The sequence below is a fragment of the Maricaulis sp. ABE4_448 genome (assembly GCF_056160825.1).
Window position 1 is genome coordinate 318609 of sequence record NZ_JBSWXX010000001.1, and the last position, 13362, is coordinate 331970.

At 66.2% G+C, this 13362-nt stretch carries 16 protein-coding genes; 8 read left to right on the forward strand and 8 right to left on the reverse strand.

Annotated elements, in window-relative coordinates; translation table 11 throughout:
• The first annotated feature begins 24 nt into the window (after positions 1–24).
• Genes tsaD through ACXAJV_RS01635 form a run of 4 tightly spaced genes read left to right on the forward strand, consistent with a single transcriptional unit; the run spans position 25 to position 2784 of the window.
• A complete protein-coding gene (tsaD, locus tag ACXAJV_RS01620) occupies positions 25–1158 on the forward strand; it encodes a tRNA (adenosine(37)-N6)-threonylcarbamoyltransferase complex transferase subunit TsaD (protein WP_475081167.1) in 1134 nt (377 codons plus the stop codon).
• Positions 1155–2156 carry an NAD(P)H-dependent glycerol-3-phosphate dehydrogenase gene (locus ACXAJV_RS01625; RefSeq protein WP_475081170.1) on the forward strand — a complete coding sequence of 334 codons (1002 nt, stop codon included), beginning with the start codon at positions 1155–1157 and terminating at the stop codon, positions 2154–2156. The genes tsaD and ACXAJV_RS01625 overlap by 4 nt, the downstream gene beginning before the upstream one ends.
• Positions 2156–2452, forward strand: coding sequence for a YciI family protein (locus ACXAJV_RS01630; protein ID WP_475081173.1), 297 nt, complete (start codon positions 2156–2158; stop codon positions 2450–2452). Before ACXAJV_RS01625 ends, ACXAJV_RS01630 begins: the two co-directional genes overlap by 1 nt.
• Positions 2449–2784, forward strand: a complete 336-nt coding sequence (locus tag ACXAJV_RS01635) for a Rieske (2Fe-2S) protein (protein ID WP_475081174.1) — start codon at positions 2449–2451, stop codon at positions 2782–2784. The genes ACXAJV_RS01630 and ACXAJV_RS01635 overlap by 4 nt, the downstream gene beginning before the upstream one ends.
• Before the next feature lie 2 nt (positions 2785–2786).
• Here the strand turns inward: ACXAJV_RS01635 and ACXAJV_RS01640 are convergent, their stop codons facing one another.
• A complete protein-coding gene (locus tag ACXAJV_RS01640; protein ID WP_475081177.1) occupies positions 2787–3257 on the reverse strand; it encodes a hypothetical protein in 471 nt (156 codons plus the stop codon).
• 252 nt (positions 3258–3509) lie between these two features.
• Here ACXAJV_RS01640 and ACXAJV_RS01645 point away from each other — a divergent pair, with 252 nt between their 5' ends.
• Positions 3510–3962, forward strand: coding sequence for a baeRF12 domain-containing protein (locus ACXAJV_RS01645; protein ID WP_475081180.1), 453 nt, complete (start codon positions 3510–3512; stop codon positions 3960–3962).
• 12 nt (positions 3963–3974) lie between these two features.
• Here ACXAJV_RS01645 and ACXAJV_RS01650 read toward each other — a convergent pair whose 3' ends face one another.
• A complete protein-coding gene (locus tag ACXAJV_RS01650) occupies positions 3975–4736 on the reverse strand; it encodes a creatininase family protein (protein ID WP_475081182.1) in 762 nt (253 codons plus the stop codon).
• A 347-nt stretch (positions 4737–5083) separates the two neighbouring features.
• On the opposite strand from ACXAJV_RS01650, the gene ACXAJV_RS01655 reads away from it, so the two are divergent.
• On the forward strand, positions 5084–5902 hold the full coding sequence (locus ACXAJV_RS01655; RefSeq protein ID WP_475081184.1) for a class I SAM-dependent methyltransferase: 819 nt from the start codon (positions 5084–5086) through the stop codon (positions 5900–5902).
• A gap of 40 nt (positions 5903–5942) precedes the next feature.
• Here the strand turns inward: ACXAJV_RS01655 and ACXAJV_RS01660 are convergent, their stop codons facing one another.
• Together ACXAJV_RS01660 and ACXAJV_RS01665 are read right to left on the reverse strand one after the other, a co-directional pair.
• Complete coding sequence (locus ACXAJV_RS01660) at positions 5943–6791, reverse strand: GNAT family N-acetyltransferase (RefSeq protein WP_475081187.1); 849 nt, start codon at positions 6789–6791, stop codon at positions 5943–5945.
• Between the two features lie 59 nt (positions 6792–6850).
• The gene (locus tag ACXAJV_RS01665; RefSeq protein ID WP_475081190.1) at positions 6851–8263 is read right to left on the reverse strand and encodes a serine hydrolase domain-containing protein; all 1413 of its coding nucleotides are present in this window, start codon (positions 8261–8263) and stop codon (positions 6851–6853) included.
• 235 nt (positions 8264–8498) lie between these two features.
• Here ACXAJV_RS01665 and ACXAJV_RS01670 point away from each other — a divergent pair, with 235 nt between their 5' ends.
• Positions 8499–8996 (forward strand): EF-hand domain-containing protein, encoded by a 498-nt coding sequence (locus ACXAJV_RS01670; protein ID WP_475081193.1) that lies wholly within the window; start codon positions 8499–8501, stop codon positions 8994–8996.
• Positions 8997–9078: 82 nt separating this feature from the next.
• Here the strand turns inward: ACXAJV_RS01670 and rlmN are convergent, their stop codons facing one another.
• Complete coding sequence (gene rlmN / locus ACXAJV_RS01675) at positions 9079–10254, reverse strand: dual-specificity RNA methyltransferase RlmN (protein ID WP_475081196.1); 1176 nt, start codon at positions 10252–10254, stop codon at positions 9079–9081.
• 95 nt (positions 10255–10349) lie between these two features.
• Here rlmN and ACXAJV_RS01680 point away from each other — a divergent pair, with 95 nt between their 5' ends.
• Positions 10350–11093: a DUF6065 family protein gene (locus ACXAJV_RS01680; RefSeq protein WP_475081199.1), complete on the forward strand. Its 744-nt coding sequence runs from the start codon at positions 10350–10352 to the stop codon at positions 11091–11093.
• Positions 11094–11288: 195 nt separating this feature from the next.
• Here the strand turns inward: ACXAJV_RS01680 and ACXAJV_RS01685 are convergent, their stop codons facing one another.
• The 3 genes from ACXAJV_RS01685 to ACXAJV_RS01695 all read right to left on the reverse strand — a co-directional run bounded on the left by ACXAJV_RS01685 (position 11289) and on the right by ACXAJV_RS01695 (position 13323).
• Positions 11289–11798, reverse strand: coding sequence for an invasion associated locus B family protein (locus ACXAJV_RS01685; protein WP_475081201.1), 510 nt, complete (start codon positions 11796–11798; stop codon positions 11289–11291).
• Positions 11799–11903: 105 nt separating this feature from the next.
• Positions 11904–12425, reverse strand: coding sequence for an RNA methyltransferase (locus ACXAJV_RS01690; protein ID WP_475081204.1), 522 nt, complete (start codon positions 12423–12425; stop codon positions 11904–11906).
• A 34-nt stretch (positions 12426–12459) separates the two neighbouring features.
• Complete coding sequence (locus ACXAJV_RS01695; protein WP_475081207.1) at positions 12460–13323, reverse strand: isoaspartyl peptidase/L-asparaginase family protein; 864 nt, start codon at positions 13321–13323, stop codon at positions 12460–12462.
• Positions 13324–13362: the final 39 nt, after the last annotated feature.

The following is a 13362-nucleotide window of genomic DNA, read 5'->3' on the forward strand; positions in this document are numbered from 1 at the left end:
CGGTCTTGAGGCTATCGGTCTGCCATGGACTTAGCCCCCGCATCCGCATCCGCGCAACCAGGCGAACTCACCGTGCTCGGTCTGGAGTCGAGCTGCGACGAGAGCGCTGCAGCAATCCTGCGCCGCCATGCCGACGGCCGGATCGAGGTTCTGGCCGACCTTGTGCTCGGCCAGACGCAAGCCCATGCGCCCTTTGGCGGCGTGGTTCCCGAGATTGCGGCCCGGGCCCATGCCGAGGCGATGGACGGTCTCGCAGCGGCGGCGCTGGCTGAGGCCGGTCTGTCACTGGACGCGTTGGACGCGGTGGCTGCGACATCGGGTCCCGGTCTGATCGGTGGCGTGATGGCGGCGCTGATGACGGCCAAGGGATTGGCCTTGGGCGCGGGCAAGCCGCTGATCGCGGTGAACCATCTCGAGGGCCACGCCCTGTCGCCGCGGCTAAGCGAGAAGCTCGATTTTCCCTATCTGCTGCTGCTGGTGTCCGGTGGGCATACCCAGCTACTGATTGCCGAAGCTGTGGGCGTCTATCATCGCCTCGGCTCAACCCTGGATGATGCCGCCGGTGAAGCCTTTGACAAGACTGCAAAAGTTCTGGGTCTGGGCTTTCCGGGCGGTCCGGCGCTGGAACGCTGTGCCGAAGCTGGTAATGCGGACCGTTTCGACCTGCCCACCCCGCTGAAGGGCAAGCCGGGCTGCGATTTTTCCTTTGCCGGTCTGAAGACGGCGGCCCGGCAGATCTGGGATGGGCTGGATGCGCCATCCGCACAGGACAAGGCCGATCTGGCCGCGTCGGTCCAGACCGCGATCGCGGCCTCTCTGGCATCCCGTACCCGGCGGGCGATGGCGCAGTTTGCCGAGGATTATCCGGATGTTGTGGCGCCGAGACCGCTCGTCGTAGCGGGCGGGGTCGCGGCCAATCGCGCTGTGCGAGGGGCGCTCGAGGCGGCGGCCGCACAGGAAGGTTTCCGCCTGGTCGCACCGCCGATGAAATGGTGTACCGACAATGCCGCCATGATCGCCCTGGCAGGGCTGGAGCGGCTGGTGCGCGGCGAGATCGACGGGCTGGACGCACCGGCACGGGCGCGCTGGCCATTGGACGCGGCCTCGGCCAAGCTGGCCCCCGTGATCGGATCCGGACGGAAAGGACCCAAAGCGTGAGCGACTATCAGACCATCGGCGTCATCGGCGCCGGCGCCTGGGGAACGGCCCTGGCCCAGACAGCTGCCAAGGCAGGCCGCGACGTGCTGCTCTGGTCCTTTGAGCAGGATGTGGCCGATGCGATAAACACGAAACGCCAGAACACGGTTTTCCTGCCCGAGGTGACGCTGGAACCGTCGATCGAGGCGGTGACGGCGATTTCCGATCTGGATGCCTGCGAAGCCGTCCTTGCTGTCGCGCCCGCGCAACATTTGCGTCGCGTACTGGAAACATTTGCGCCCTATGCGCGTGACGGTCTGCCCCTCATCCTGTGCGCCAAGGGGATCGAACAGTCCTCCCTGTCGTTGATGACGGATGTGCTGGGCGCGACCATTCCGCGAGCGGTGCCGGCGGTGCTGTCCGGGCCCAGTTTCGCCATCGACACCGCCCAGGGCCTGCCGACGGCGGTGACCCTAGCCTGCGCCGACGAGACGGTCGGCAATGATCTGATCGCGGCGCTGGGGACCAGCCGGTTCCGGCCCTATCTGGTGACCGACCTGGTCGGTGCCGAGATCGGCGGGGCGGTGAAGAATGTTCTGGCGATCGCCTGCGGGATTTCCGAAGGCAAGGGTTTGGGCAAGTCGGCGCATGCGGCGCTGATCGCGCGCGGCTTTGCCGAGATGACGCGGCTCGGGATCGCGATGGGCGCCCGGCGTGAAACGCTGGCCGGGCTGTGCGGTCTGGGCGATCTGGTGCTGACCTGTTCCTCGCCGCAATCGCGCAACATGTCCTGCGGGCTGGCGCTGGGGCGTGGCGTGACGCTGGACGATATTCTCGCCAGCCGCCGGGCGGTCACTGAAGGTGTGGCCAGTGCACCGGCGGTCGTTGCGCTGGCGAAACGGCATGGCGTCGAGATGCCGATCTGCGAGGCGGTGGATGATATCCTGGCCGGCCGCACCGGTGTCGACGACGCGATCGAGGCGCTGTTGTCGCGCCCCTTCACTCTGGAGACCGCCTGATGCTTTTCCTCATCCACACCTGGGACCGGCCCGGTGCGCTGGATGTGCGCCTGGCCAATCGCAATGATCATATCGCCTGGCTGAATTCGGCCGGGGATGCGGTGAAGGCGGCCGGGCCCTGGCTCGACGAAGCGGGTGACATGGCCGGGTCGCTGATCATTGCCGACATGGCGGACCGGGACGCGCTGGATGCCTGGCTGGCGGAAGACCCCTATGGCCGAGCGGACTTGTTCGAGCGGGTCGAGATTGCGCCCTGGCGCTGGCTGGTCAATCCGCCCTTCGACAACGCCGCATGAGGCCGAAACCACCGGCAGGAACCGAACTCGCCCGGTTGGACGAGATCCCCGACCCCGGTGCTCGCGCAGCGGCCTGGGAGAAGGGTGCGGTGCTGCTCGTACGCCGGGGGAGCGATATCACCGCCTGGTCGAACCTGTGCCCGCATGCCGGCCTGCCGCTGACCCTGCCCGACGGGCGGGGCCTGCTGCACAAGGGCGAGACGCTGGTCTGCCCGGTCCATGGCGCCAGTTTCGACGTTGAGGACGGACACTGCACCGGCGGCCCGGCGGCGGGCGACCGGCTGGTCCCGATTGCCGTCGAGGTGACGGGCGGCGTGATCCGCGCCGCCTGACCCTATTCGTCCGCCGTTTCCGGGCGGGCCGCGTCAACCGCTTCGGCAGCATCGACGAGCGCCTGGCCGGCCGCGTCGTCGCGGATCACCGCGCAGAAGGATCCGTCGCGGGTGCGGTGGTAGATGACCGCGTCTGTGGTCACGTCGTAGAGCTCGCCGGCGGCGCGGAAGAAGTCGGCGGCTGCGGCGTCGATCTGCTGGCGCTGGGCCTCGGGCAGGCTGACAATGTTGAAGTCATAGTCGGCTGGCGCGCCGCCGCGGGCATGGGAAACCAGCACCACGCCGGAGGGGCCCCGTTCGATCAGCGTCTGGCCGGGCTCCAGATGAGCCGAGGGCGTATCGGCGAAACAGGCCTGGGATGTTGCCAGATTGTCAGCGTCATAGCCGCCGGCGGCAGCCGTCCCGCCATCCTCCTGCGGCGCGGAACAGGCAGCGATCACCATGGCAAAAGCGAGGCAGTAGACGGTCTTCATGGCGTGTCCCCTTCGTGAGGTCATATCCGCCGGGCCTATATCGGATCAGCCGTGGACGGAGAAATGAAACTTATGTGTCGCCGTGCCCGCCAGCCGGACGGCCCGCCTTCGGCTTCGGCTGCGAGCTAAGCGCGCGGGGCGCCTGGATGCAAGCCGCGCCGGAACGGGCTGCGACACTATGCGTTGTCAGGATCCGTGCCGGGTGCAGGCACAGATGCCCAGGTGTCCGGCGTAGCAAGGAGTTGGACGTCCATGAAAAAGCCATCGATAGACACCGTGACTTGGCTTGCCGCTTTCGACGGCGGCAAGGCGTTGATCTGGCACAATGAAGGCTTTGACGATCAGCCCAATCTGAAACTGGTCGAGACGCTGGGCATCGACAATCCGCCCGATCGCGACCAGGGCGAGGACAGGCCGGGGCGTTTCCCCGATCCTGCTCATGGCCGGTCGGCGGTCAGCGAGACCGATTTTCACCAGCAGGCCAAGGAGCGGTTCATCGACAAGGTTGTCGAGCATCTCAACAAGGCTTGTGAGGCGAAGAAATTCGACCGCCTTGTTGTCATGGCGCCGGACAAGGCGCTGGGCGAGGCGCGCTCGCAATTCTCCGAAGCGCTGGCGGAATGCCTGATCGAGGAGCCTGTGGATGTGATCAACGAGCCGGTCGACAAGATCGAAAAACGGCTCGCCGGTCTTCTGACAGCTTAGGGGCGGGACGACCTATTCGGCCGCGCGCGCCAGAGGCTGGACGCCGAAGAAGGCGGATAGCTCGGCGATCAGTGCGCCTTTGGAGACGGCAACGATCTCGGCGCCCTTTTCCGCCGTCGCCTGGGACGGGTCGGAGCCGATCCGGCCGTCCGGGAAGGTACGCCGATAATCAGCGGCATCGGTGAAGCTGCCTGTCGGCGCGATCTTCGGCGTCATCTCCACCGTCTTAACGGCGTGGGGATGCGCATAATAGGTCACGGCGACCTCCGATGCGGTGGCATGCATGCCATCGCCGACCGGGAAGAGATTGCGGCAGGCATCGCCCACGCCGGGCAGTTCCCACCAGTTGCGCTGGCTCAGGCGGATCGGACAGGCCGCCGCGTCGAGCGAGAAATTGGCGTAGTATTCGGCGAAGGCGGCATTGATCGTGGTGATGTTGCCGCCATGGCCGTTGAGGAAATAGATCCGGTCGAAACCGTGACGGGTCAGGCTCTCGATCCAGTCGTTGAGCGCGGCGATCATGGTCGAGGGGCGCAGCGTCATCGAACCGGGAAAGGCCAAATGGTGCTGGGCAATGCCGACATTGAAGGTCGGCCCGATCAGGAAGCCGCTCTCGGCGCCGGCTTCCGCGGCGATCACTTCCGGACAGATCGCGTCCGTGCCGACAAGCCCGTTCGGCCCGTGCTGTTCCGTCGAACCGATCGGAATCACGATGCCCTTGCAGCGTTTGAGATAGGCCTCGACTTCGGGCCAGGATGCGTGGTGCAGGAGCATGTCGGCCTCCCCGGATAACTGTTCCGCAGGAGCTAAACCGGACAGCGGCCCGCACGCAAGCGCGCGTTACCGGTGTTGCTGCCGCCGGCTTTCGCGACGGTAGACAAAGGCGGCGAGTCCGGTGAGCACAACCGCAAAGGCCAGGATGAATTGCATGTCCCCTCCATCGGACCCTTCCCCCTGGGCCCTGATGGATTAACCCTATGCCTGAAAACCCCTTAGCAAGCGTAAACTCGCGTCAGGCGTGTCCCGTGCCGCGTCACGGGTTCGTGATTTTCGCGGAGCGGCCCGCGGCGGCATGATCCGCCGGATTTCGGGGAGAGGCCTGAAGGATGAGGGAGAAGTTCATGCGCCAGATGATTTCAGCGACAACAGCCATTGCACTGGTCGCGGCGATGACGGCAGCGATGCCGGCCATGGCCCAGGACGAAAGCATGGCGGACGGCGCCGTGCAGCAGGATGGCATGCACAGCCAAGCCGATGCCATGCCGCGGAATTTGGAGGATGCCGTTTCCGACGAGACGCGTCCGGAAGAAGACCGGCAGCTCGACGTCAACCGGCATCCGGCCGAGATCCTGTTGTTCGCCGGGCTGGAACATGGCTGGCGTGTCGCGGATCTGACGGCGGGTTCGGGCTATTACACCCGCGTGCTTTCAACGGCGGTCGGTGCGGAAGGCCATGTCTACGCTCACAATCCCCGCTGGATTGCCGAACGTTTTCCCGAGCCGAATGAGGCGCTGGGCATGCTGGCCGCGGACCGTGCCAATGTCACCCATCTCGTCTCGCCGATCGAGACATTCGCCGCCGGTATCGATGAACCGCTCGACGGCGTGATGATGGTACTCTTCTATCACGATACGGCCTGGGACGAGACTGACCGGGATGCCATGAACCGGGCCGTCTACGACGCGCTGCGGCCGGGCGGGGTCTATCTGGTGATCGACCATCACGCGCCGGAAGGCAGCGGGTTGGAACACGTCAACACGTCCCACCGGATCGAGGCCGGCGTCGTGCGCGCCGAGATCGAGGCGGCCGGCTTCGCCTTCGACGGTGAAAGCGACATGCTGGCCAATCCGGACGACCCGCGTGACATCTCGGTGTTCGACGATTCCATCCGCCGGATGACGGATCGCTTCGTCTACCGTTTCCGCAAGCCGGAAATGTAGGCCGGAAGCAGGCAAGGTCCGGGCGGACGGCGCGCGGACTTCACCCGGACTGCCAGTCGCTGCGGGTGACACCGTAGATCAGGCTGTCGCGCACGCCGATATGGGTTTCCCAGGCCTCGCGCAGCCGGCCTTCCAGCTGGAAGCCCAAGGCCTCCGTCAGCCGGATCGAGGCGGTATTGTCCGGATCGATATCGGCATAGAGACGGCGCAGGCCGAGCGTGTCGAAGGCATGGCCGAGCAAGGCCTGCACGGCTTCGCGGGCATAGCCGGAGCCGCCGGCATCGGGGCGCTGGATATAGCCGATTTCGGCGGTGCCCTCGCGGCGGTCGATCAACACCACCCAACCCAGTGCATCCGCCGGTGTTTCGGCGCGGGCGAAGGCCCAGCAGCACACGCCATCGCCCTCGACATTCCAGCGCATATAGCGGCGCATGGCGTCGAGGTCTTCCAGCGCCGCGGAGGACCAGTAGCGCATGGTCTCCTCATCGGCGAAGGCCGGGAAGAGCGCCTCGGCGTCATCCATTGTCAGCGGGCGCAGGACGAGGCGATCCGTGGCCAGTACCGGCAGTTCGGGACGGTCGGCCGGCGGGCTAAGAACCAGGCTCTTCGCATCCAGCCGGATTTCCTCGAACCGCTCGTCGATACAGTCCTGCATCGTGACGAAGCAGTCCTGGGAGAACCAGTCATTTTCCTTGAAGCAGGCCTTGCGCTGATCCTCGGACGGCCAGAGCGCATAGGACCAGTAGATCCCGTCCTCATCGCAATGCAGGGCCGCACCGTGCGAGCCGAAGGCCTCGTGGATCCGGCGCGTGCCCTCGGTCCAGGCGTCGCGGAACTCGGCGTCGCGCCCGGGTTTGAGGCGCCAGCGGTAAAGAACAGCAGAAGTCATGCGCCAGCCCTATCCGGCGCGGCCCGGCTTGCCAAGCCATCCTGCGCCGGATGACCGCGTCAGGGTTCGAACCCGTAGGTTCCCAGCGATACGGAACTGGCGTGAGACGGGTCGGTCTCCGACGGGGCCGCTGCGAAGTGGATGCCGCGCTGCTCGTCTTCGGACTCCAGGTAGATCTGCAGGCGCGGGCCATCCATCCGCCAGGCGATCGGCCGGAAGGGGCCGAAATCATTGGCGATCCGCACATAGGCCTGAGCGAAGCCGGTGAAGTCTTCCAGATCGGACGCTTCGGCGGTGGCCGGGTCGTAGCCGTGCAGCCGCAGGACTGCGTCGCGCGTCTGCATTACATCGCCTGACAGGATTGCGGTCACGGTATCGGCCAGACGCGGCAGGACAGGATGGTGCGGAATGTCCGAAAGGCGCGAGACCGGCGCCCAGCCATCCTGCGGCGTCGGACGGTAGCGGTCCTGGCGGCCCGCCATGCCCGGATGCAGCGCCGCGGCTGCGGCGGTGACAATGCCGGGCACGTCGCGCTCATTGCCGGCCAGCCGGTTGTTCAGGCTGATAATGGTGAAGGCCGGGTCGCGCGCGATCACCCAGGTGTGGGTGAAGCCGGGCACATGGCCGGTTGCCAGGAGGTAGGACGGGTCACGGGCATCGGGCCGGCCAAACTGGGTGAAGAGCTCGCGTCGCGATGTCTCGCTGAGAAAGCCGGGTTCGCGGATCGCATCGCTCAGGCGTTCCAGATCGTGCAGGGAGGCATACAGCCCGCCGGTGCTGTAGCGCTGGGAGATCGGGTGGCCGGAGACCCGCTCCAGCGACGCGCCGGCATAGCCGTGCAGGTGGCGGTCCTCACCCAGCACATCCGCGCCGAAGCCGGTATCCGTCAGGCCCGCCGGTGCGGCGACCAGTGCATTAATCGCGTCGGCATAGGTCCGGCCGGTTACCGCCTCGATCACCGCACCCAGATGCATATAGCCCAGATTGGAGTAGGCCGTGCGGCTGCCCGGTTGCGACTGCGGAGCCAGATCACCCAGCGTATCCATGAAAGCCAGGGCGTAGCCGTCTTGGTCGAAGAAGACGCCCTCGCCCTCGGCGCCCGGCTCCCGCGGCAGGCCCGAGGAGAAGTTCAGCAATTGGCGCAGGGTCACGGTGCCGGCCCAGTCGGCATCGAGACCGGGACGGGCACTGGCGAGCGTCTGGTCGAGATCCAGAACACCGGCGTCTGCGAGGCGCAGGATGGCGATCTGGGTGAAGAGCTTGGTCAGCGAGGCGATGCGGAAACGGCTGGTCTCGTCGACGCCGTCCGCGAAGATTCGATGCGGCGCGTCATCGCCGGTCCGCAGGCTCTGAGCGCCCGACAGGCGGCCGGCCTGCGCCGCTGTCTCCAGCGTCGCGATGGCCCGGTCCTGGGGCGACTGGCAGGCTGCCAGCCCCGCGACCACAGCCAGGGTGATGATCAGTCGCTTCATGGCAAACCCCCGTTTGATCCCGGCGCGATCATGCCAGACCCCAGCCTGCGTCAGGCCTAACGGGAAATGGCTGTTTGGTAAGGCGGGCGCATTGCGGGCGGACCCTGCCACATTCTGCCCCGAAATCACCCCAACTGCGGCGGGAACGGATGTCCGGGGGCGGGCATTTCTAGGTCATTCGCAACGGGTGAGCTGCCCAGGCAGCGCCCGGAAAGCAACGGAAAGGAAATTTGCCATGAAAACGTTCCTGATGATTTCCGCCGCGACGCTGTTCGGTGCTTCCGCCGCGCTCGCTCAGGACAACCAGACCTTCATCACGCTGGATTCCAACCAGAATGGTTCGGTGTCCTTTGACGAGGCCGTGATCGCCGATCCGTCCCTGGACCGCGCGTCCTTTGACGAGCAGGACAGCGATGGCGACGGCTCGCTGAATGTCGCCGAGTTCGAAGCCTGGCTGGAAGGCCGCGCTGATGCGGACGCCGGCATCGAGAGCGATCCGGTCGAAGACAATCCGGTCTATGACGAGCCGCAGGACAGCGCGATCGAGTCCGAAGCCGAAATCGAGGCCGAAACGGGTCTGGAATCGGAAACCGGGATCGACCCGCTGGAAGATCCGGTCGACGACCCGTTCCAGGACCCCATCACCGACCCGGAAGTCGGCAATGATGCCGAGCTGGGTGTCGACACCGACATCGATGCCGAAGGCTCGCTTGACGATCCGATGCGCGGGTAATCCTCCCCGAACCCGACATCGATACCTGGAAACCCCGGTGCTCCCGCACCGGGGTTTTCTTTTGCAGGGTTTTTCTATCGCGTCAGGCTTCGCCTGCGAGGCGCTGCTTTTTCAGCACGCTGGCGCGGACCTTTTCGCTTTCCGAGCGCAATTGTCCGCAGGCGGCGAAGATGTCGCGGCCGCGCGGGGTGCGGATCGGCGAGGCATAACCGGCGCGGTTGACCACATCGGCAAAGGCCTCGATCTGGTCCCAGTCGGAGCACTCATACGGGCTGTTCGGCCAGGGGTTGAACGGGATCAGATTGATCTTCGCCGGCACGCCCTTCAGCAGTTTCACCAGCGCCCGCGCTTCGGCCAGGCTGTCATTGACGCCCTTCAGCATCACGTATTCGAAGGTCACGCGCTTGGAATTGCCCAGGCCCGGATAGGCGCGGATCGCGTCCATCAGCTGGGCCAGCGGGTATTTCTTGTTCAGCGGCACCAGTTCGTTGCGCAGATCGTCATGGGTGGCGTGCAGCGAGATGGCGAGCATCGTGCCCGTCCGCTCGCCCAGTTCCTGGATCTTCGGCACCACGCCGGAGGTCGACACCGTCGTGCGCCGGCGGCCGATCGCCATGCCGTCCCCATCGGAAATGATGTCGATCGCGTCGGAGACATGGTCGAGATTGTAGAGCGGCTCGCCCATGCCCATGAAGACGATATTGGTGATCTTGCGGTTCTCGTTCGAGGTCGGCCATTCATCCAGATCGTCACGCGCGATCATCACCTGGGCGGCGATCTCGGCCGCGGTGAGATTGCGCACCAGCGCCTGGGTGCCGGTGTGGCAGAAGGTGCAGTTCAGCGTGCAGCCGACCTGGCTGGACACGCACAGCGCCCCCGAGCGCGCCACGTCCGGAATGAAAACGGTCTCGCACTCCACGCCCGGCGCCAGCCGGATCAGGTATTTGCGCGTGCCGTCAACGGAGACGAGGCGTTCCACGATCTCCGGCCGGTGCAGCGTGAACTCCCGCGCCAGCACGGCGCGCAGGTCCTTGGAGACATTCGTCATCTCGTCGAACGAGGTGACGCCATAATGATAGATCCAGCGCCAGAGCTGGTCGGCGCGCATCTTGGCCTTCTTCTCGTCGACGCCCGCGCGCTCGATCAGCGCATCGCGCAATTGCGTGCGCGTCAGGCCGGCGAGCGAAAGCGGTCCGGCCGGCGCGGCAGGGCGGCGGGCAGCGGACAGGTCGAGGGAATGGCGGGTCTGTAGGTTCATGGCGGCGTCACATACAGGAAAACACTGCACTCCGCGAGGGGGCAGAACGCATGACGGGGTTGCGCGCGCGGGGCAGGCCGCGCTGTGATGGGGGCATGAAACTGATCTGTCACCCCCTCACCGCCGAAGCGCCGACGATCCGCCCGGCCGGAAGCCGCCGCGACTGGATGGACGCCACGCCGGAAAGCTCGGCCTATCGCTGCCTGCCGCTGGCGCTGGCCAATCAGCACGGCTGGGAGGTGTTCACCCCGACCGGCTTTACCGCCAGCTGGAATGGCGGCGAGCGAGTCGAGGATGTGACGGTGCGCATGGACGACCCGCTGGCGATGGGCAAGCCCGGCGCGCCGATGGCGAATTTCGGCTCCGGAATTCTCACCTTCGAGACGGGCTTCCTGCTGCGCACGCCGCCGGGCTGGAATATCTGGGTGATGGGACCGGTAAATGCGCCCAAGGACGGGATCGCACCGCTCAACGGCGTGATCGAGACCGACTGGAGCCCCTATGCCTTCACCATGAACTGGCGCTTCACCCGGCCCGGCGAGGTGCGTTTCGAGGCAGACGAGGCGATCGCGCAGCTCTTTCCGGTGCGCCGCGATCTCTTCGACAAGGTCGAGACCGAGATCCGCCCGCTGCACGCCGATCCCAAGACGTTCGAACAATTCGAGACCTGGCGCGTCAGCCGCGCCGACTTCGCCACCCGCCTGCGCGAGGGCGACAAGGACGCGGCCGAGCTGAAATGGCAGAAGGGCTATTATCGCGGCCTGATGCCCGACGGCTCGAAAGGCCCGCCCAGCCACAAGACCAAACTGCGGCCGAAACCGTTCGGGGATGGGGAGTGAGGTAAATTTCCCTTGTCATCCCGGCTGAATGCCCCGCGCAGGCGGGGCGCAGAGCCGGGACCCGTACGCTCGCTTTTGGCCGGAAGCAGGCACGATATCGAGGCGGCTTTTCCAGCACTGCGATTATGGGTCCCGGACTTGCGCCCGGCCCAAGGCCGGGCCTCCATCCGGGATGACAATGTTTTGGGAAACGAGCTACCCGCAGAGCGCTTCGACGCGTTGCAGGGCCGCCGTCACGCCGGAGAGCGAGAACTCGTAGGCCGTGGCGACGCCGGCGGCGGTGGTGGCGGTCACGTTCATGGCCGAGCCGCGGCGCATCTGGCGCACCAGATCGCTCTCGTCCGACAGGTCGTCCAGGAAGGCTTCGCTGCCATCGGTGAAGGTGTCGAAACGCGACGAGCCGACCCGCACTTCCGGCGGGCTGGTGGGGCGCAGATCATAGCCGGTCAGCAGGTTGGGCTGTTCGTTGACGGCGCCGTTCTGCCAAGAGGCGACGATGAAATACACCGTGCCGTGGTCGAAGGTGCGCGGGGCGCTGTCGGTGGGCCGGCTGAGCGCATAGCAGACCAGCCCGGCCTCGGTCGGCCGGGTGAAGACGCGCCAGTCGGAATATTCGCCGCGGAATTCCGGCTCGTCCTGGGCGAGAGCCGGGGCGGCGCTGGCGAAGGTGAGGGTCAGGGCGGCAAGGCAGGGTCGCAGGAACACGGTTGAGGTCATCCTCTGTTCGGTAGCCAATCGGACTGTGCGCGTCGAAACCGGTAAGGCGGTGAGGGTTAAATCCCCCCTAATCTGGCATGCCTGTGGCCGCGATCAACGATGCATGCCGAACTTCTTTTCCGCATCGTCCGGTGCGGTCTGCGGACCGCCCGGCATCAGCGGCCGTTCGGGAAATCCGCCGAAGTTCAGCGTGCGGTCGTAGAGCGTGATCGCGCAAGCAACCGAAACATTGACGCAGAATTTCGTCGGGATCTTGACGATGTGCTGGCAGCGCGCCTGCATCTCCTCGGTCAGCGAGCCGCGCTCGCGTCCGAACACATAGGCGGCGCATAACGGGTGGCGGAAGGCCGGCAGGTCGACGGCCTCCTCGGTCAGTTCGACGCCGACCAGCTGGCAATTGTCCGGCAGGGTCATGGCATCGATATCGGCCCATTCATAATAGGGCACATGGCTGACGGATTTGGCGGTATCGGCCTGGTAGACATCGCGGACCCGGTGACTGGCATTCACCGAAAAGGCAAAACTGGCGCCGAAAGCGTGCGCCGTGCGCAGGATCGCGCCCATATTCATCGGTTTGGAAATGCCTTCCGCTCCGACCGCAAAATATCCGCGCATTCCCGCTCCTGCCCTGCTGCGTGATCCCTGTCGCTCAGTCGACCTCTACAGTGATCCGCCCATTGGGGTATACCGCGGCGCGCTTCATGCCGGGCGAGTTGAAGGGCTGGGCCAGATTGCCGTCGCGATCGACACAGATCACGCCGCCCTCGCCGCCCAGGCTGCCGACATCGCCGATCGCGCCAGCGGCGGCTTCGGCAAGCGTCTGGCGGCCATAGGCCATGCGGGCGGAGATATCCTTGGCGGTGGCTTGGCGCAGGAAGAACTCGCCCTGACCGGTACAGGAGACCGCGACATGGCCGTCCGCCCAGCAGCCGGCCCCGAGGATGGGGCTGTCGCCGACCCGGCCTTCCAGCTTGTTCAGCGTGCCGCCGGTCGAGGTCGCCGCGGCGAGGCGGCCGGACATATCCAGCGCCACGCAGCCCACCGTACCCGTCGCGATCTCGCGATCATCCGGAGCCGCGGCGGGGGTGTAGTAGTCGTTGACGCTTTCCACCCGCTCGAGGCCCTGCAGGCCGGCGAAGCGTTCCGCGCCGCGCCCGGCGAGCATGACATGCCGGGTCTCCTCCATCACGGCGCGGGCCGCATGAACCGGGCTGATGAAGCCGGTCAGGCCGGCGACCGACCCGGCGCGCCGGTCCGAACCGTCCATGATCGCGGCATCGAGCTCATAGCGGCCGGCCTGGTTCGGCGAGGCGCCTTTGCCCGCGACGTAGAGGCCGGAGGCCTCCAGGCGGCGCACGATCTCTGTCACCACGTCCAGCGCCGCGTCGCCGGCTTCCAGCATCGCCTTGCCGGCCTCGGCCAACTCGCGCATGTGGGTGCGTTCGGGATCATAGCTGCGCGGTGCAAGCACGCCGGCGCCGCCGTGCAGGAGAAGGGCGTAGGTCTGGCTCATCGGATCGTCCGTCGGTGGGGTTGCAGTGCCAGCTCTAGC

Coding starts and splice junctions, on each gene's coding strand:
- ACXAJV_RS01680 (WP_475081199.1), top strand. CDS start 10,350: ATGAAACTGATCTGTCACCCCCTCACCGCCGAAGCGCCGACGATCCGC.
- ACXAJV_RS01655 (WP_475081184.1), top strand. CDS start 5,084: ATGCGCCAGATGATTTCAGCGACAACAGCCATTGCACTGGTCGCGGCG.
- rlmN (WP_475081196.1), bottom strand. CDS start 10,254: ATGAACCTACAGACCCGCCATTCCCTCGACCTGTCCGCTGCCCGCCGC.
- tsaD (WP_475081167.1), top strand. CDS start 25: ATGGACTTAGCCCCCGCATCCGCATCCGCGCAACCAGGCGAACTCACC.
- ACXAJV_RS01650 (WP_475081182.1), bottom strand. CDS start 4,736: ATGCTCCTGCACCACGCATCCTGGCCCGAAGTCGAGGCCTATCTCAAA.
- ACXAJV_RS01635 (WP_475081174.1), top strand. CDS start 2,449: ATGAGGCCGAAACCACCGGCAGGAACCGAACTCGCCCGGTTGGACGAG.
- ACXAJV_RS01660 (WP_475081187.1), bottom strand. CDS start 6,791: ATGACTTCTGCTGTTCTTTACCGCTGGCGCCTCAAACCCGGGCGCGAC.
- ACXAJV_RS01695 (WP_475081207.1), bottom strand. CDS start 13,323: ATGAGCCAGACCTACGCCCTTCTCCTGCACGGCGGCGCCGGCGTGCTT.
- ACXAJV_RS01645 (WP_475081180.1), top strand. CDS start 3,510: ATGAAAAAGCCATCGATAGACACCGTGACTTGGCTTGCCGCTTTCGAC.
- ACXAJV_RS01640 (WP_475081177.1), bottom strand. CDS start 3,257: ATGAAGACCGTCTACTGCCTCGCTTTTGCCATGGTGATCGCTGCCTGT.
- ACXAJV_RS01630 (WP_475081173.1), top strand. CDS start 2,156: ATGCTTTTCCTCATCCACACCTGGGACCGGCCCGGTGCGCTGGATGTG.
- ACXAJV_RS01670 (WP_475081193.1), top strand. CDS start 8,499: ATGAAAACGTTCCTGATGATTTCCGCCGCGACGCTGTTCGGTGCTTCC.
- ACXAJV_RS01665 (WP_475081190.1), bottom strand. CDS start 8,263: ATGAAGCGACTGATCATCACCCTGGCTGTGGTCGCGGGGCTGGCAGCC.
- ACXAJV_RS01690 (WP_475081204.1), bottom strand. CDS start 12,425: ATGCGCGGATATTTTGCGGTCGGAGCGGAAGGCATTTCCAAACCGATG.